The organism is Xylanibacter ruminicola, assembly GCF_900107775.1.
Taxonomy (GTDB): Bacteria; Bacteroidota; Bacteroidia; order Bacteroidales; family Bacteroidaceae; genus Prevotella; species Prevotella ruminicola_C.
In genome coordinates this window covers 615272-634258 of record NZ_FNRF01000001.1, presented here as the reverse complement: position 1 = coordinate 634258, position 18987 = coordinate 615272, and the positions used below count along the sequence as shown (strand labels likewise).

The window sequence follows — 18987 nt, the reverse complement described above, 5'->3', positions numbered from 1 at the left end:
CGTCACAAATTTACCGTTTATCACACCATTCGTCACTAAAATGTACCGAATATCCCAATAATTTGGAGTGTGTTGCAACTATATCTACTTTTGCAACGTCAAAACGACAGAGCTCGAGTTGAAAAATTAAATTGATGAAAGTATGAAAAAGTTAAGTTTTAGACTGATGGCCCTGATGGCCGCAATGATGATGGCGCTGACAAGTTCCGCCAAGACACAGGACTGGGGCGGACGCGTGATAGATGAGAATGGCGAACCCATGCCATTTGTAAATGTCGTACTGCTGTCGCTGCCCGATTCGGCTTTTGTACAGGGTGCAATGACCAACGAACAGGGCGTGTTTAAGATTGTAACCGATGTGAACGAAGGTTTGTTTAAGGTTACCAGCGTGGGCTATCAAACCTTATATATTAAGGCCGGTCAGGATCTTACCATCCAGATGAAGGAGGATACCCAGCTGTTGAAAGAGGTGGTTGTAAAAGGTCAGTTGCCTAAAACTCATGTCAAGGGCGATGCCATGCGTACTACTGTGGCTGGAACCATCCTTGAGAAGGCTGGAACCGTGAGCGATGCTTTGGCTAAGATTCCTTCGCTCGAAGCCGAGCGCAATGGTGCAGTAAAAGTGCTGGGGCGTGGCGATGCCGAGGTGTATATCAATGGTCGTAAGGTGCAGGATATCTCTGAACTGTCGCGCTTGCGTTCCGATCAGGTGCTGCATGTCGATGTGGTTCAGAATCCAGGAGCCCGCTATGCCGCATCAACCAAGGCTGTGGTTCGCATTACGCTGAAGAAAGCGCAGGGCGAGGGTATCAGTTTCCAGGAAAATGCAGGTGGCATGTTCCAGTATGGGCACACGCTTACCAATAACCTCGATGTGAACTATCGTACTGGCGGATTGGACCTAACAGCATCGTCCTGGGCTGGCAGATATGGTCACAGCAAGTCGTTGCAGGAGGATGATATGTATTATATGGTGCCAAATGGTAATGGCAAGGATGTGGTTACCGGCTATACCAAGCAGGAAACCAAACAGATATGGAAAGGTCTCTCGCCACAGCTTCAGGTAAACTACATGATTGACGAGAACCATAGCTTGGGTGCTTTCTACAAGTACGACTATCACCCCAGTGGTAGCCTGACCAGCGATTTTAATACCGACGAGTATCAGAATGGTGCCTTTATGGAGCGTTCGGAGAGCAAAATTAACCAAGATGATAAGTTTAAGAAACACATCTTTAATGCCTATTATAATGGTAAGATTGGTAAGTTGGGGATCGATCTGAATATCGACGGACTTTTCGACGATACCGAAACCCCAGGAAATACCAGCGAGTTTGCCACATCACCCACTGGCGAGAAAACGCAGCGCACTATCAATAGCAATACCAAGAGCGCTAACAACTTCTGGGCTTCGAAGCTTATCTTCAGCTATCCTTTGCTGAAGGGTAACCTCTCTATCGGTGGTGAGTATAGCTACAATCATCGTACCGATGCCTACTCGTTTGCCGCCTCTGAGGCTGTGCCTGTAACAGCCACCGATACAGAGATTAACGAGAAGTCGGAAGCCGCCTTTATCGAGTACGGACATCAGTTCGGAAAGCTGTATGCTCAGGTTGGTTTGCGTTACGAGCATCTGAAGAACGACTATTATAACTTTGGTAAGCGTATGGACGACGAGAGCCGCGACTATGGCGACTGGTTCCCCACCGCTACCCTCTCAGCGCCAATCGGTAAGGTTCAGCTGGCACTCTCTTATCGTCGCGATATCAAACGCCCTGCCTACAGCAGTTTAACAAGCTCTACCATCTATCTGAACCGATATGCCTATCAGAGTGGTAACCCATATCTCCGCCCCACTTACACTCACAGCTTTGAGCTGAACGTAAACTATAAGTGGATGGGAATGAGTATGAACTACTCGCGTATTAAGGATTTGGAGACGATGTCGTCAGAACCCTTCCCTGGTGCCGATGATCCGCTGGTATGCCTGGTTCGTCCCATCAATACTGAGGAGGACTTCAATCAGTTGGGCTTGAATCCCTATGCCAGTCCGGTTATTGGCTGTTGGCATCCCACTTGGTACGTCTATGTTCAGTTCCAGGATTACAAAGCGCCTCGTGCCGATGGTTCTACCATCACCCTCAATCACCCATATTGTCAGGTAGGTTGGAATAATACCATTACGTTGCCAAAGGGTTGGCGCGTTAATGCCGGATTGAGTTATGTGCCTAAGGGCGATGCTAATAACTTTCGCATTCACAAGCAGCAGTTCCGTTCTAACCTTGGCGTACAGCGCGATTTCAACCTGCGCCGTTTGGGTACACTAACGGCCGATGTTCGTTGCAACGATATCTTTAATACCAATAAGACCAACGCCACCTTGTTTGGCCAGCGTGAGTTGACTGTTCGCAACCCAGCTCGTCGTACCTTTATGCTCGACCTGACTTGGAAGTTTAACGAGGCTCACAGTAAGTATCGTGGAAAAGGTGCTGGCGAAAAGCAGAAGGCACGTATGTAATTTGTGATTAATCATTTTTGGTTTGTAAGTTGAACATATTTAAGTTTGTATGAAAAGATTGTTTTTAGGTGCAGCTATTGCCATGCTGCTCATCCCTGCAGTGGCAGGGGCACAAGCCAATCAGGCCGTCCAGACTGTTCGTGGACAAGTTTGTGATGTTGCGTCGGGCGAGCCCATGATTGGTGTAACGGTCACAGTAGAGAACGGTAGTACTATGGCTACCGTCTCTGATGTGGACGGAAATTTCGAAATCAAGAATGTGCCCGTGGGTCGCCATTCCGTCAGAGCCAGTTTTATTGGCTACGAGCCAGTACTGCTTAAGGAGCAGCTGGTTACATCGGGTAAAGAGTTGGTACTCAATCTGCGTATGCGTGAGAGCATCTCCGAGCTGGGCGAGGTGGTTATCAAACCACGAGTAAACAAGCAGCAGCCATTAAACGAGATGGCGCAGGTAGGTGCTCGTATGTTCAGCGTTGAGGAGGCCAGTCGCTATGCAGGCGGAATGGCCGACCCTGCCCGTACAGCCTCTATGTTTGCTGGTGTGGCCACAGGTGGTGCCACCAACGGTATTTCTATTCATGGTAACTCGCCCCAGATGCTGCAATGGCGTGTTGAGGGCGTTGAGGTGGCCAATCCCAACCACTTTGCCGAGATAACTGAGGCTGGTGGCGGTGTGTTTACCTCGCTTAATGGTACCGTTCTGGCTAATAGCGATTTCCTCACTGGCGCCATGCCTGCCGAATATGGTAATGCCCTCTCGGGTGCCTTTGATATGAAGATGCGCGTGGGTAACAATACCAAGTACGAGCATGCCATCCAGGTGGGTACGCTTGGTGTTGATTTTGCTTCCGAGGGTCCTTTGGCAAAGGGCTCAAAGGCCTCGTATCTGGTAAACTATCGCTATAGTTTCCTCGAGATAGCCAAGAAACTGCATGCCATCAATATGGAGAATGAAACGCTCGACTATCAGGATCTGAGCTTTAAGCTCAATATGCCCACCAAGAAGGCAGGAACCTTTGCTGTGTGGTTTACCGGACTGATTGACCGCTATGAGAATAAGGTTCCCGATGTATCGGAGTGGGAAACACTTTGGGATATGAACGATTCGTGGTCGCGCCAGCGCAACTGCGCTTTGGGCGTAAACCATACTTACCGCTTTAAGTCAGGTGGTACACTGCACTCAAGTGTGGCATTTACAGGCGCCTATCGTAAATTGGGTGTTAACGATTATGATGCCGAAATGAACATGATGCCAGAAATGGCCGGACGCAACTCACAATGGAATGTGATTATCAGCACCCAGCACCAACACAAATTTTCATCAAGATATACCATGCAGAATGGCTTTGAACACCAGCACTTAGATTTCCACACTTGGATGGATTACATCCACTATACGGGTGGTCCACTCTATCGTGTGTACGATTCTGAGGGCAATACAGGCCTTACCCGCCTTTATACCAACCATAAGGTGGCGCTCAGTCGTAAGCTTTCGGCTGTGGCTGGTGTCAACGTCATGTGGTTTAACCTCAACAACCAGTGGCTGGTTGAGCCTCGTATTAGCATGCAGTACAAATCATCGGCATCCAGCACGCTCTCGCTGGCCTATGCCATGAACAGCCGCAAGGAAACTACCGACACCTATTTTGTACTGATGGACGGTAAGAATCCCAATAAGGATTTAGGATTGACTCGCTCGCATCATATCTCAGCCTCGTTCGCTCAGCGTTTGGGCGAGAACGCTATGCTGAAGATTGAGCCCTACTGGCAGTGGTTGTTCGATGTGCCTGTAGAGAATGGTACTTCCTATTCTATCCTGAATCATCGCAAGTTCTTCCAGGATCGTGCTTTGGTTAACGAGGGTGTAGGTCGCAACTATGGTATCGACTTTACATTGGAGCGTTATCTCAAGGATGGGTTCTATGGCATGATTACTGCCACCCTGTTTAAGTCGGAGTATCGCGATGCACAGGGCCAGTGGCACCACTCGCGCCACGATCGCCGCTACATCACCAATATCCTTGGTGGTAAGGAGTGGATGATAGGAAAGGCCAAAAAGAATGTGTTCGGCATCAACGGCCGATTGACTATGATGGGTGGCGATCGCTATACCCCAATCCCAGAGGGTATCACCTTTGATGAGGTGATGATGCGCCCTGATAAGTCGATTCCTGAGGACGAGAGTATGGATCCATTTACCAAGCAGAAGGGTATGAACGTTGGCTATGCCTTTTCTGTGAAGTACACTATTAATAAGAAGCACACCTCGCACCACTTCATCCTCGAGTATCTGCAGATGAAGACGTTCCAGGGGCAGACGTTCGACCTGCGTACTCATGAGACTGTGGATAAGTTCACATCGCTTACATTCCCCAATATTGCCTATCGTGTAGAGTTTTAGTGGATGATAATTGTCCCATTCGTCACAAAAATGTGCAGAATATCCCTAATATTTGGAGTGTGATGTAGTTATTTATATCTTTGCAGCGTCAAACAATCGAAATGTAGAATTTCAAAAATAAGAGAGTTATGAAACCAAGAACGATTATCGGATTAGTTTTAGTTGTGGGCGGTTTGGTTAAGCTGGCCACCATCTGGGGACTTATTCATTGGGAGTGGTTCGAAACCATGAGCGAAGGTCCATGGAGCATGTACTTCTGCATCTGTTTGATTATATATATAGGTGCGCATCTGATTGTCGACAGTTATCGTCGCGACCCTGACCAGTGGTTGCAGCGCCCTCTGCCCATTGGCGAGGATGGCAAGCGCATCTGCTGTTGCGTGCATTACGGTGGCGACGAGTATATCTTCCGTGGCGAGCCGTTCCATGGAGCCCGTCTCGATGCCTTCTGTGGTGGACTCCGTATGGACTTGCGCGAGGCTGTGATTACCGAGGATGAGGAGATTGATATCCACACTTTCTGTGGTGGTGTCGAGCTCTTTGTGCCAGCTCACGTCAATGTTTTGGTTAAGAGCCGTAGCTTTTTCGGAGGCGTAGCCAACTCAACCGTGCATGTGCCTGATAAGGATGCCCCTTGCCTGCACATCGTGGCCAGCAATTTCTTTGGTGGCGTTGATGTTAAAAACTAAGAATAACCAAGTTTTGTTAATATTAAGTTAGAATTATTTTCTAATAAAAGCAACGTCCGTCGCGATGACGCATGTTGCTTTCATGGTAAGAGCAAATATCGTTGAACTAATTATAGATTACGAAGTATGAAAAAAATGTTTTTTGCTGTAGCTATGGCCCTTGTTAGTTTGGCCGGCTCGGCACAGGATCTGAAAGCGAACATGGACCCGAGTGTTAAACCTGGCGACGACTTCTGGCAGTATGCCGTTGGTGGCTGGCTCAAGGCCAATCCGCTGGATAAGCAGCATGCCGAGAACGGTGCGTTTACCGACTTGGAGGAGCTGAACAACGATCGTATTAAGGAACTGATTATGAAGTACGCCGAGAAGCAGCTGCCTCAGGGTACCGACGGGCAGAAGATAGGCGCTCTCTATCGCTTATATATGGATAGCGTAAGCCGCAATAAGATGGGCTACGAGCCAATCAAGCCCTACCTGAAGCAGGTACGCGAGGTTAAAACCCGCGAGCAATTGATTAAACTTATGTGCGATTTCGATGCTAAGGGATTCAATACCGCTCCATTCGGTATCAGTCTGTCACTCAACCCATTCAACTCGTCAGAGTATATGATTGGTGGCGGTCATGGTGGTGCTTCGCTGCCACAGGAGTACTATGCTAACCCTAATGAGCAGCAGAAGAAGACTGTTGAAGCCAAGAAGGCTCTGTTTAAGGATTTCTTCAAGATGGTAGGCTACAGCGACAAGGAGGCTCAGAAAAAGATGGAGGCCGAGTGGGCCATCGAGCATGCCATCGGCATAAAGACCCTGAATCAGGTAGATCGTCGTAATCCTATGGCTACTATCCACATCATGCCTTGGCAGCAGTTGCTGAACGATTTCAAGGGTATCGACTGGGTGGGTTATCGCGATGCCTTGGGCATGCCAAAGGATATCGATCAGGTGAATATCAGTCAGTTGGAGCCTTTGCACGAGGTTGAGAAGATACTGGCAAACACCAGCCTCGATGATCTCAAGTCGTATGTCGAGCTTCAGATTATTCGCTCTTACAGCGGTTTCCTGAGCGATGCTTTCGAGGATCGTGCTTTCGAGGCCCAAAAGGCCATCAGTGGTGTACAGGAGCAGCAGCCCCGTTGGAAGCGTGCTGTTTCAACCATCAGCGGTAGTCTGGGCGAAACCATTGGTAAACTTTATGTTCAGGAGTACTTCCCCGAGAGCAGCAAGCAGCGTGTGGTACGACTGGTTAAGGACCTGCAGCAGGCTTTCGAGGACCGTTTGAAGGAGAACACCTGGATGAGTGATAGTACCAAGGCCAAGGCACTTGAGAAGCTGCATGCCATGCATATTAATGTAGGTTATCCTGATAAGTGGGAGGATATGGAGAAGTTTGTAGATATCCGCGAGAATGAGAATCTGGTCGAGAACTTCATCCGCATCACTCAGGAGGCACGCGCTGCCATGTTCCGTAAGTACTGGCACCAGCCTGTTGATAAAACCCTCATGGTTTGCACACCTCAGACTGTTAATGCCTTCTATCACCCACTCTTCAATAGCATCAACTTCCCTGCAGCCATCCTGCAGCCACCATTCTTTGATGTAAATGCCGATTACGCCAGCAACTACGGTGCCATTGGTGTGGTAATGGGACACGAGATGACCCATGGATTCGACGATCAGGGCTGTCAGTTTGATAAGGATGGTAACCTGAAGAACTGGTGGACAGCTGACGATAAGACCAATTACGATGCCCGTACCAAGGTGATTGCCGACTGGTTTAGCGAGCAGGAGGCTGTGCCTGGTTTGAAGGTGAACGGACAGAAGACGCTTGGCGAGAACGTGAGCGACAATGGTGGTTTGAAGATTGCCTATCGTGCTTACGAGAACCGCATGAAGCAGGAGCCACTTAGCAATGTTGATGGCCTTACCCCTGCTCAGCGTTTCTATCTGGCCTATGCCCGTGTATGGGCTTGCAACAGCACCCCCGAGTACACCGCCATGCTGGTTAACAGCGATGTTCACTCACCTGCCCGTATCCGTGTTATGGCTGCTCTGCCCATGATTGATACCTGGTACGATGCTTTTGGCATCAAGCAGGGCGACAAGATGTTTATTCCTAAGGAAAAACGTGCATTAGTATGGTAAAAAAATATGTTGCGGCAACTGCCCTGGCCCTTGTTTGTACAACGAGCTGGGCGCAGGAGCCTCAGGACTCGATAGAATCTGTAGACAAGTATTTAAATCTGAAGGAGGTCGTCATTAAAGGCGGCCTCCCTCACACTCGCCTCAAGGGTAACGCTATGGTTACCCGTGTGGATGGTACGGCGCTAGCATCGGCAGGTACACTGGGCGACTTGCTGGTAAAGGTGCCAGGCATGACTGGTACCGATGAGGCTCCCGAGGTATTAGGCAAGGGTACGCCTCTTATCTATATCAACGGTAGAAAGATGCGCGACGACAGCGAACTGAAGCGCCTACGCAGCGAGGACATTCGCGATGTAGAGGTGATTAACAACCCAGGAGCCCAGTACGATGCACAGATACGTGCCGTGGTGCGTATTCGTACTAAGAAGCTGAAGGGCGAGGGCCTGGGACTGAATGCGACACTCTCGAACGAGCGCGATCTGCGTTACGATTTCGACCGTCCACAGGTAAAGTTGGGGGCCAACTACCGCAAGGATGGGGTAGATGTGTTCGGACAGGTATATTTCTACCATCAGGACTACCGCCAATACAGTACGATAGAGGATAAGACCATGACCGACCTGAAGACATTTTATCAGCATGGCCCTTACACCATGACGTGGAAATACAACCAGCTGAACTATAGCGCTGGTGTGAACTGGCAGTTGAACGAGAATCACTCGATGGGTGCGCGTGTTGACCTGACTCACCGCCCCAAAAGCGGCACCAACCAGGTGATATACGATGAGGATGTGATTGAGAATAATGTGAAAATCGACCATCTGTACTCGCACCAGACCAGCAAAGAAAGCAAACCTCTGGGCATTCTTACTAATACCTATTATAACGGTAAGGTGGGTAAGTTGGGTATCGACTTTAACTTCGACTTTATGAAGGGCGGCACCGATACCGACCGTGAGAATGTGGAGCAGAGCCAGATACAGAACGACTTTGTGCTGAGTAAGTCGGGTACCAACAGCCATCTGTATGCTGCCAAGCTGGTGCTGTCGTACCCCATCTGGAAGGGTTCGCTGGATGCTGGAACCGAGATGAGTTTTGTGAAGCGTAATAACACCTACTGGATTGATAAGGCTACCATTGCCAATACCGATGCCGACATTAAGGAGAATAACATTGCGGCCTTTGCCGAGTATGGTTGCGACTTTGGTAAATGGGGACAGGCTAGTGCGGGTTTGCGTTACGAGCATACGCTGTTAGACTACGTCGATGCTAGTAATGACGACTATCTGCACCGTTCGATGGACGAGTGGTTTCCCACTGCATCGTATGCAGTAACGTTAGGCAAGGTTCAGGCAGGTCTCTCATACAGTTTGAAGACCGAGCGACCCAGCTTTTTTGCCATGAACGATGCCGTAACCTACATCAGTCGCTACACCTTGCAAGCTGGTAACTCGCAGTTGAAGAACGAACGTATCCGCGACCTGACGCTGAACCTGGCCTGGAAGTGGATAAACTTCTCGGCCTCGTACGAGCATACCAATAACGCCATCATCCAGTGGACGGAAATCAATACCGCCCAGAAGGATGCCACACTTGTAAAGCATCGTAATCTGGATAAGCCCATCAAGACGCTGAGCGCCTATCTGTCGCTCACACCACGTGTGGGCATCTGGTCGCTCAATGCAACTTTGGGTGTTGAGAAGCAGGATTTGTATCTGGATGTAGAGGGTCCGCACAATCACCAGTACCGTGTGTACTGCGATAGGCCCACTTACACCATAAACGCCTTTAATACGTTTGCACTCAAGCATGGCTGGCAGTTTGATGCCAACGTGATGTTCCGTTCAAAAGGTAACTCGTATATTTTCTACAACGACACCTATAGTCTGCGTTTGGGCTTGATTGTACAGAAGAGTTTCCTGAAGGACCGTTCGCTCGTAGCACGTGTGGGTGTACTCGACTGCTTGCAGCGCCATCATGTGAACGAGGTGTGCGATCTGGGATATAATTGGTTCAAACAGACCAACCGTTACTCAACCCATAAGTTGGTAACAACGCTCATCTACCGCTTTAATGCTACCCGCAGCAAGTACAAGGGTACAGGTGCAGGAAAGGACGTGCAGGCACGTATGGGGTCATAACAGGTCTTTAATCGCAGCCTTGATTTGTGCCATGTTACTGCGCGAAACGGGTATAGTATCATGGCAATTCTTCATTACAAGCTGGGTGGTGCCAGTGTGCGAGATAATTTGCTCTACCTGTTCGAGGTTAACAATAAAGGCGCGATGGCAGCGTACCATCATAGGATAGGCGCTTAGTTGCTCCTCCATCTGTTTTGAGGTAGCGCGTAGCATATCGTTTTTAATTTTCCCATCAAGCAGTTGGTAAACTTTTACATAGTTGCCAACTGCTTCTATATATACCAGATTGGCGATGTCGAGCGATAACGTATCGCTGGTTGAGCCAGTAAACGTGATATGTGTAGGTGCTGCATGTTCGGCTGTGGCAACGGGTGTTTCCTTACGTACATTCTGCAGACTCTTTAACTGCTCGTTCAGCAGCTCCAGTTCCTCTTCCTGCTTGGCCAGCAGCTTTTTGCGCTTGCCTGCCAATACCGACAGTCCGAATATAATGCTTATCAATGCTAAGGTGAGTGCCAGGAAGAAGATGAGTTGGCGCTGGCGCGAAACGGTTAGCATCAGCTCATGGTCGCGCAGATTATGCATCGACCACTCCTTGGCTTCGGCCACAGCTTCGCTCTTTTCGCGTTTATCGCGTTTATTGTTGGCATACTCGGCTATTTCGGTCATATCATATCGCCCTGTAGTGGCATAGTTCAGTACCATGCGGTGGGCTATCATGCAGAATCGGGTGGCATCGGTAGCTTTTTCTTCATCTACCATATCCATATACTGCCGGGCCTTCTGCTTGTCGCCCTTCAGCAGCCAGGCATGCGACAGCGAGAAGAGTGCGCCAATCTTGTTGTCTTCAAGAATCGTGGAATGCTGATAGTGATCTAATATATATTCTTGCAGCTGGATGCCTTTATCCAGCTGGCCCATGGCTACAAGCATATCAGCATAGTTACGCATCACATCATTCCAGATATAGATGGAGTCGGCGGCTGTATCCCTGTAAGCTACGATACGTTCCATCGTGGCGATGGCTGCATCGTAGTTGCCATGATAGAAATATTCGATAGCCAGACTGTTAAGCAACTTGGCCTGATTCTTATCGCCGCCATCCAGTTTCACCACCTCTTCGGTATAGCGTTTCAGTCCATCCAGATTACCTTCGAGCGATTCCATGCGGGCCAGGCTTCGGAGTTTTGAGATGGTGCCTTCGCGATCGTTAGCGCGTTTACTCTCTTCTACCGACAGGCGCATCATATCCTTGGCTTTGACAAAGCTGTCGCGCCACCAGTAGTACGACGATGCCAAAGCATGGGCCTTGCACAGCATGGCGCTATCCTTATCTTGATAATATTCGGCAGCATAAAGCACCAACGAGTCTTCCGACAACGCTTGGTAGGTGCCAATGTGTGCCTGGGCCATCGCCATCCAGTAACGAGCCTTCCATTCCCCCTTCAGTCGGGTGGCATCTTCTACCTTATTTAGTATACACAAGGCGCTGTCGGCGTGTTCTCCAACAAGTCTCTCTGCTTCGATAATAAACTGTTTGTCTGTTTTGCTGCATGCAGCCAGCAGTAATGTAATGAGTAGCCAATTAATTCGTTTCATGCCGCAAAAATAATGTAAATTAGTGATTTAACCAAGCTATTCGTCACAAAAATATACAGATTATCCCAAAAACTTGCTTCGTATTGCAACAATACATATCTTTGCAACGTCAAAATATTGTTGAACAGATAAAGAAGAAATATGGAGAAAAAACATTATTTTATACTCTTGTTGGCTGTAATACTGGCAGGATGTAGCATTAAACCAGAGAAACTGGCTGATATTGCCTCAGAGTATGAAACTGTTAACGACAGCGTTCGCATACATTATAAAAGGTATGGCGATGGCGATAAGACCATCTGCTTTGTTCATGGCTTTGGCTGCGACCTTAATACTTGGGAGAAACAGTTCGAAGCTCTGCGCGACGAACACAACCTGCAACTCGTCTTTATCGACCTTCCTGGCTATGGCGAGAGCAGCAAACCGCATGTGGAATACACGCTCGACTTCTTTGCGAAGGCTGTCAATGCAGTGCTGGACAAAGAGCATGTAGGGGATGTCGTCCTTGTGGGCCATAGCCTTGGTACACCCGTCTGCCGTCAAGTGTTGATGAGTGGCCGACAGGGAAATCTTGTTGATATCGATGGCGTCTATTGTTTCTACGATGGTACGGAAACGCCAGAATATGTGGAGGCTGTGAATCAGTTTGGCCATGCTTTCGACGGCTCAGAATGTAGTGAGGTTATCGCGGGCTTTGTCACATCGCTGGCTGGTCCTGAGACACCTCAGTACATCACCGACTATGCTATGAGTGTGATGCCCAAGACACCGCAGTATGTGGCATCGAGCACCATGCGTAACCTGGTAGAGCGCCAGTGGTGGTCGCAAAGACCTATCCAGACCAAGACAATGGTCGTCTGTACGCAGAACAGTGGTCTTGATTCTGACAATCGTCAGAAGATGGAACGACTCTATCCCCATCTAAACTACACCGAACTGACCACCTGCGGGCACTTCATTCACATGGAGCAGCCAGAGATGTTCAACGAAAAACTGAAAACATTTATTAAAGAGTAAAAAATGATGATACTTAGAACATTCAATATCAACGATGCTTCTACGATTCTGAACTGGTGCAAGGATAAGCATGCCTTCCGGCTTTGGAGTGCCGACAGGTATAAGGATTTCCCTGCTCAGCCTGATGAGATGATGGAACAGTACGAGGGTGATAATATGTATCCGCTCACGGCTGTTGCTGAGGGTGAGATTGTCGGGCATATCCTATTGAGATTCCCCTCAGAGGATAAAAGTGTCATTCGTTTTGGCTTTGTCATCGTGGATGATTCTAAACGTGGTATGGGTTATGGCAAGCAACTGCTGCGTCTCGCTATCGATTATGCGAAGCAAGAACTGGGTGTTCAGAAGATTACTCTTGGCGTGTTTTGCGACAACAACTCTGCCGTCGAATGCTATAAGTCCGTTGGCTTCCGCATTACAGGCGAAGATGCCTATGCGATTGACGGGGAGCAATGGAAAGAATACGAAATGGTATTGGAAAAGATATGAATATACTAATTATAAACGGGAGTCCACGGAAGAAAGGACTGATATCGCAGATGCTTGGCATCATGCGTGAGGAAGCAGAAAAACGAGGCGACACGGTGGAGATGGTGTATACCAACGACCTGACCGTAAAGCCCTGCACGGGTTGTATGGTTTGCCGAAAGAAAGAGAAATGCGTACAAGCTGAGGACGATTCGCAGCGGGTGCTGAAGATGATGCAGCAGGCCGATGCCATCATCATGGGTGCGCCCTGCTATTGGGGCAACATCCCAGGGCAGATGAAACTGATGTTCGACCGTCACGTCTATGGTATGATGCGCGATACAGCGCGCTTTCCAGAGCCTCTAATGAAAGGTAAGAAGTGTATCCTCATCAGCACCTGCACCACACCTTGGCCTTGGAACATCCTGTTCAAACAGTCGCGAGGCGCCATTCGTGCTATGCGTGAAATCGCCCGCTATGCCGGCTTCAAAATAGTGAAAACCATCGAGCGCGGCGGCACAGCCATGCATCCAGAGCTCACTGATAAAGACAAGCAAAAGTGCCGCAAGGCGATTGAAAGGCTGTATATATAACCCATATGAGATTTGGTAGTTCCTGCAACTATTCGTATCACAGATGCGTCAAATATATAGAAATGAATAAGAAACGGCTATTATATCTGGATAATCTGAAGGTGTGTCTGACGGTGCTGGTGATATTCCACCATGCTGGTCAGGCATACGGTGATGGTGGCGACTGGGCTTACCATCCCAGCAATCCTGCCGAGTTTATGCCTTGGATATGGCATTTCTTCTCCGTCAATGCGGCCTTCTTTATGGGGTTGTTCTTCCTGATTTCAGGATATTTCGTGCCCACGAGTTTCGACAAACAGGGAGTTAAAGTGTTTGTGCAGAAGAAACTCATCCGCCTAGGTATTCCGCTTTTGCTGATGGGTGGACTGATATCTGTTTTATCAGGCAAGCCGGAGATTGGGCACATGTGGTATATCGAGAGTCTGCTAGTGTTCTGCCTTATTTATGCCTTAGTTCGCCAATTCTGCAAGCCCTTCGATGGCGAGTGCTCATCGAAAACCACCATCATCAGCCTGCTGATATTTGGCGGTGTAATGGGTATTGGCAGTTATTTCATCCGTCAGGTAAGCCCGCAGGATCATTGGATCTGGCCCTTTGGCATCATCCCATTGCCAATGGAACCCGCCCATTATCTGCAATATGTCATGATGTTCGTTATCGGCATACTGGCACGTAGATTTGCCTGGCTCGAAAAAATGAGTAACACCACAGGAGCACTATCGTTAGCGATTGGATGTGCTTTGGCATTGGGCATTTATCTTCGTGATGGCGGAGCATGGAATGACTTTGTTACAGAGTGGTTTGGCATCTACGAATCGTTCTTGTGTGTCTTCATCTGTTATGGACTTCTATGGTTATTCCGAGAAAGAGGAAACTGGGACAGCAAGTTCTGGCAATGGTGCGCCGCCCAGTCGTATGGTGCATACATCTTCCATCTTCTGCTGATGATAGTTCTGCAATACGCCACCGACGGCATCTGGATGGGAGCCTTCGGCAAGTTTATGTTCATCGGCATTATTACCACCATATGTTCGTTTGTGCTCACTTGGTTGGTAAGGCTGATTCCCAAAGCGAAGAAAGTATTATGACCTATTCATACCATTCGTCACAAATCAGTGCAGTTTATCCCAAATGTTTGGCTGTCTCGCCAAATATATATACCTTCGCAACGTCAAAACATTATTAATAACAAAGGATAAAATGAAACAGAAATTTTGTCAGAGTTGCGGAATGCCGCTCACAGAAGAAGTCCTCGGCACGAATGCCGACGGAAGTAAGAACGAAGATTATTGCATGTACTGCTACAAGGACGGCAAGTTCCTGCAGGATTGTACGATGGATGAGATGATTGAACATTGTGCTCAATTTGTGAATGCTGTAAATGAAGGGTTGGAAAAGCCAATTACCAAAGAGGAATACATCGGCATGATGAAATCGTACTTTCCCCAGCTTAAGCGTTGGCGCCAAACGCTGGATGTGAATAACGATGAAGCGATGAATGTTAACCCCGCTTTAGCCGGCATTAAAGAACTGATTGCACAGATGGCCGACAAACTGCCCATCGCTTATATCTCGTCAGTAGACCAAGAAGGTTTTCCTTGGACTAAGGCCATGCTGAAACCACGTAAACGCGAGGGTATTAAAACCTTCTACTTTACAACCAACACATTCTCAATACGTGTGGCTCAATACAAGGCTAACCCCAAGGCCTCGATCTATTTCTGCGATGCCAAAGGTTTCAAGGGTATGATGCTGCGGGGTACGATGGAGGTACTGACGGATGCTAAGAGCAAGGAGATGATCTGGCACAATGGCGACGAGCAGTACTACCCCGGTGGTGTAACCGACCCGAACTATTGCGTACTCAAATTCACCGCCACCGATGGTCGTTTCTATAGCGATTTTTATCCACGTAGTTTTGTGATTGAGTAAATGATGAACAACAAAGCACTTGTCGTTATCGACATTCAGAACGACATCACTAAGCACTATCGTGACATCATCGACAATATCAATGCGGCCATCGAATGGGCAGTGGAAGAAGGTATGCAGGTTGTGTATATTAAACACAACAACATCACGGCTGCTACGCGAACGTTCAAGCCTGGCAGTAAGGGTGAGGAACTGGTACCTGAGATGAAGGTCGTTTCAGATAACATTTTCGTGAAGACGAAAAGCAATGCCCTAACGAGCGAGGCGTTTTCTGCTTTCATAGCATTGAATGGCATCAATGAGTTCTACGTAGCTGGTGCTGATGCTACAGCCTGCGTAAAATCAACGTGTTTCAACATGGCCAAGGCAGGCTTCACGGTGCATGTCCTCTCCGATTGCGTCACCAGTTACGACCTGAAGAAACTCCCGGAGATGCTCGCCTATTATGAAAGCAAAGGCTGTGAGGTCAAAACGCTTGCCGATTACAAACAATGAAAGAACATAATGAAACAAAAATATGTGCTATAGAGAAGAAGCCATCGAATGTGTAAAAGATCATGTTCTCCAGATACATAAGCAAATATATGCCAAGTATGAAGGGAATTTTGACAGAATCTATACGGAAGGGTACAACAGCAAGTCCTATACGGGTAGGGTGATTGAGCCAGGAAAGGTTTATGAACTGAGTTATCTGGAATGTTCGTGCCCTAAAGTTAAATGTGGGTTGAGAAACCATCCGCAGCAGTGTGAGTGCTCACGACAGAGCATTCTATATATCTTGTCGCAACTTGAACCAGACAGCCAATTCGATGTTCGGATTGAGAATACGATTCTCAGGGGAAGCGACCGCTGTACATTCCGAATAATGCGCGTAAGCGAATAACAAGACATGAAGGTTGTTGAATTAAATATTGGCTCTACGCCGGCGCTGATTATTGGCGAAATGAGCGAAAAAGTATTCCTGTTTGTGCATGGGTTGCATGGACACAAGGAAGAGGCATTGGCTTTTGCAGAGGTGGCTGTGCCCAAAGGTTATCAAGTTTTGGGTATCGACCTGCCTGTAGAGCGCAAGCCTTGGGAGGTACTGCCTTTGCTGAACGATATCTGTGATTATCTATATGATAATTGGCAATCGGTATCTGTTCGTGCTAACAGCATAGGTTCGTGGTTTACGTTGTTGGCTTTCCAGAGCAAGAAAGTGGAGCAGGCATTGCTTGTTTCACCAATTCTCGACATGAAGCGGTTTGTCGAACTGATGCCACAGCGTGAGGACGACTATTACGAGTGGGTTGTTAATAATCCAATTACAAGTTGGGTTGCGCCCACATACATTCTTCGCCCAGAAGTGGACTTGATTGTCAGCGAGGAAGTTGGTCACGACTTCATCAGTCAGCATCAGTGTCAGGTCACCATCATGCCTGATGGAGAACATTGGTTTCATACGCCAGAACAGCTTGCTTTCCTGAAAGCATGGGAAGAGAAAACGATAATATCAAAAGAATAGAATTACAATGGAAACAAATCGTATCATATTGCGCCCTTGGCGCGAATCGGATGCGGAGACACTGTATAAATGGGCTTCTGATCCTGATGTGGGGCCTCGTGCAGGATGGCCACCTCATCAGAATGTGGAGGAGAGTCTGGAGATTATTCGCACTGTATTTAATGACGTGCTGCACACATGGGCTATCGTTCTAAAAGAGACTGACGAGCCTATTGGCGCTATGGGGTACGGCCCGTCGTGCGAGTGCGATCTGCCGGCCCGCGAGGGTGAACCGCTCATTGGTTATTGGGTGGCCAAGCCCTATTGGAATAAGGGCATCTGCACAGAGGCACTGCGTCTGATGTTAGACCATATTCGAGAAACAACAGACATCAAATCGCTCATCAGCGGCCACTTTGTAGATAATCCTGCCTCAGGCCGTGTAATGGAGAAGTGCGGCTTCGTTCCCACGGGCGAAACCTGCATCGACGCAAACCAGTATCAAGGCGAGAACAGACCTATCAGAGTGTTGAGATTGGAACTAAAAACAAGAATATAGGAGGAGAGTAGTATGAATATATTGATTCTCTCAGGAAGTCCACGGAAGGGCTGCAATACGGATTTGCTGGTGGAGGCATTCGTCAAAGGTGTCTTGCAGAAACACCATGTAGAGGTCGTCTCTGTACACGATTATAAGGTCAACCCCTGCATGGGGTGTAACGCTTGCTTCAGGAACGAGTATCATCTTTGTGCTCAGAAGGACGATATGGCGATTATCTACGAGAAGATGGCGCATACCGATATGCTCGTGGTAGTATCGCCTGTGTATTTCTATGGATTGAGTGCACAGTTGAAGGCCGTCATCGATCGCTGTCATAATCCTATCAGGGATACGTTCCCCATCAAGAAAATGGCGTTGCTGCTTGTTGGTGCCGCCACACTTCCAGAACTCTTCGACAGCATCCTCGCGCAATACCAGCTTTGCCTGAACTTCTTCAAGTTAGAGGATGTCGGTCGCGTGTTAGTTCGTGGCGTCAAGGATAAGGGCGATATCAAAAAGACCAATGCCTTAAACGAGGCTTTTGAATTAGGAAAGTCATTATAGAAAATGAAAATAGAATTAGCAACTATACAGGATGTTCCTGAACTTCAGAAACTGCAACACAAGGCCTTTGGCCCACAATGCATAGAGCTGGGCTGGGAAGATGCACTGCCAATGACGGAGACGCTGGAACATGCATACGAGGATTTTGCAGAATGTACGACGCTGAAAATGCTGGACGACGAAGGACGTATCATTGGCTCCATCCGAGGCAATGTAAAAGACGGTTCACTTTACATGGGTCGATTGATGGTATTACCTGAATATCTACAACAAGGCATCGGGAAGCAGTTGTTCAGGGAGATTCAGCGACTCCTTCCGCACAATCGGGCTTGGCTTTGCACCTGCAAGCAAGTTCAGGCACCTTACGAATTCTATCTCCGCGAAGGGTTCAGACCATATAAAGATGAGATTGTCGGCCCAGGATTAACATGGGTTTATATGGAGAAAAGATAAGATAGAGATTGGCTCGTTTACAAAATAGTTCATGAATACAGGCACACTGACGGTATTGTTTGAGGATCCTTTTTGGATTGGGCTGTTTGAGCAAACTGATCATGAAGGGTTGCACGTTTGCAAGGTGACTTTTGGTGCCGAGCCGACGGACAGGGAGGTGATGGAGTTCATTGATAAGAACTGGCATCGCCTCCAGTTCAGTCAGGCTGTAGATGTGGCTCCAATAACCGAAACTAGGAAGAATCCCAAGCGACAACTTCGCGAAGCAAAGAAACAGATGCAGTCACAGGGCATTGGTACTAAGTCGCAACAGGCCCTGAAGTTGCAACAGGAACAGAACAAGATGGAACGAAAACAGCGCTCAAAAGCAGAATGCGAAGCCGAAAAGCAACGTCAGTTCGACCTGCGTCAAGCCAAGAAGAAGGAAAAACATAAAGGTCATTAAGTAT

At 48.1% G+C, this 18987-nt stretch carries 17 protein-coding genes and 1 pseudogene; 17 read left to right on the top strand and 1 reads right to left on the bottom strand.

Annotated features, from left to right (window positions below):
• Nucleotides 1-142 precede the first annotated feature (142 nt).
• The 5 genes from BLU97_RS02335 (at nucleotide 143) to BLU97_RS02315 (ending at nucleotide 9888) form a co-directional block, all read left to right on the top strand.
• Nucleotides 143-2518 (top strand): TonB-dependent receptor domain-containing protein, encoded by a 2376-nt coding sequence (locus BLU97_RS02335; RefSeq protein WP_074760069.1) that lies wholly within the window; start codon nucleotides 143-145, stop codon nucleotides 2516-2518.
• Between the two features lie 49 nt (nucleotides 2519-2567).
• A complete protein-coding gene (locus BLU97_RS02330) occupies nucleotides 2568-4919 on the top strand; it encodes a TonB-dependent receptor (RefSeq protein ID WP_074760068.1) in 2352 nt (783 codons plus the stop codon).
• A gap of 128 nt (nucleotides 4920-5047) precedes the next feature.
• A complete protein-coding gene (locus BLU97_RS02325; RefSeq protein WP_081352821.1) occupies nucleotides 5048-5608 on the top strand; it encodes a LiaF domain-containing protein in 561 nt (186 codons plus the stop codon).
• A 126-nt stretch (nucleotides 5609-5734) separates the two neighbouring features.
• Entirely contained in the window at nucleotides 5735-7747 is a 2013-nt protein-coding gene (locus BLU97_RS02320; protein ID WP_074760066.1) for a M13 family metallopeptidase, read from the top strand.
• Nucleotides 7741-9888, top strand: a complete 2148-nt coding sequence (locus tag BLU97_RS02315) for an outer membrane beta-barrel family protein (protein ID WP_074760065.1) — start codon at nucleotides 7741-7743, stop codon at nucleotides 9886-9888. The genes BLU97_RS02320 and BLU97_RS02315 overlap by 7 nt, the downstream gene beginning before the upstream one ends.
• Here the strand turns inward: BLU97_RS02315 and BLU97_RS02310 are convergent.
• Nucleotides 9883-11487 (bottom strand): LytTR family DNA-binding domain-containing protein, encoded by a 1605-nt coding sequence (locus BLU97_RS02310; RefSeq protein ID WP_074760064.1) that lies wholly within the window; start codon nucleotides 11485-11487, stop codon nucleotides 9883-9885. The genes BLU97_RS02315 and BLU97_RS02310 overlap by 6 nt on opposite strands.
• A 141-nt stretch (nucleotides 11488-11628) precedes the next feature.
• Between BLU97_RS02310 and BLU97_RS02305 the strand changes: the two genes are divergently transcribed.
• From BLU97_RS02305 to BLU97_RS02245, 12 genes and pseudogenes are all read left to right on the top strand, one after another.
• A complete protein-coding gene (locus tag BLU97_RS02305) occupies nucleotides 11629-12504 on the top strand; it encodes an alpha/beta fold hydrolase (RefSeq protein ID WP_074760063.1) in 876 nt (291 codons plus the stop codon).
• Nucleotides 12505-12507: 3 nt separating this feature from the next.
• A complete protein-coding gene (locus tag BLU97_RS02300; RefSeq protein ID WP_074760062.1) occupies nucleotides 12508-12993 on the top strand; it encodes a GNAT family N-acetyltransferase in 486 nt (161 codons plus the stop codon).
• The gene (locus tag BLU97_RS02295; RefSeq protein ID WP_074760061.1) at nucleotides 12990-13565 is read left to right on the top strand and encodes a flavodoxin family protein; all 576 of its coding nucleotides are present in this window, start codon (nucleotides 12990-12992) and stop codon (nucleotides 13563-13565) included. The genes BLU97_RS02300 and BLU97_RS02295 overlap by 4 nt, the downstream gene beginning before the upstream one ends.
• Nucleotides 13566-13627: 62 nt before the next feature.
• Nucleotides 13628-14653, top strand: coding sequence for an acyltransferase family protein (locus tag BLU97_RS02290; RefSeq protein WP_074760060.1), 1026 nt, complete (start codon nucleotides 13628-13630; stop codon nucleotides 14651-14653).
• 43 nt (nucleotides 14654-14696) lie between these two features.
• A pseudogene (locus tag BLU97_RS15910) lies at nucleotides 14697-14969 on the top strand (zinc ribbon domain-containing protein); the annotation flags it as partial.
• 90 nt (nucleotides 14970-15059) lie between these two features.
• Nucleotides 15060-15497 carry a pyridoxamine 5'-phosphate oxidase family protein gene (locus BLU97_RS15905; protein WP_074760392.1) on the top strand — a complete coding sequence of 146 codons (438 nt, stop codon included), beginning with the start codon at nucleotides 15060-15062 and terminating at the stop codon, nucleotides 15495-15497.
• Entirely contained in the window at nucleotides 15498-15992 is a 495-nt protein-coding gene (locus BLU97_RS02275; RefSeq protein ID WP_254771642.1) for a cysteine hydrolase family protein, read from the top strand.
• Nucleotides 15993-16386: 394 nt separating this feature from the next.
• Nucleotides 16387-17001, top strand: a complete 615-nt coding sequence (locus tag BLU97_RS02265) for a hypothetical protein (RefSeq protein ID WP_074760058.1) — start codon at nucleotides 16387-16389, stop codon at nucleotides 16999-17001.
• A gap of 7 nt (nucleotides 17002-17008) precedes the next feature.
• A complete protein-coding gene (locus tag BLU97_RS02260; protein WP_074760057.1) occupies nucleotides 17009-17539 on the top strand; it encodes a GNAT family N-acetyltransferase in 531 nt (176 codons plus the stop codon).
• A 12-nt stretch (nucleotides 17540-17551) separates the two neighbouring features.
• Entirely contained in the window at nucleotides 17552-18085 is a 534-nt protein-coding gene (locus BLU97_RS02255) for a flavodoxin family protein (RefSeq protein ID WP_074760056.1), read from the top strand.
• Between the two features lie 3 nt (nucleotides 18086-18088).
• On the top strand, nucleotides 18089-18538 hold the full coding sequence (locus tag BLU97_RS02250; protein ID WP_074760055.1) for a GNAT family N-acetyltransferase: 450 nt from the start codon (nucleotides 18089-18091) through the stop codon (nucleotides 18536-18538).
• A 31-nt stretch (nucleotides 18539-18569) separates the two neighbouring features.
• Nucleotides 18570-18983, top strand: a complete 414-nt coding sequence (locus BLU97_RS02245) for a YjdF family protein (protein WP_074760054.1) — start codon at nucleotides 18570-18572, stop codon at nucleotides 18981-18983.
• The last annotated feature ends 4 nt before the right edge of the window (nucleotides 18984-18987 follow it).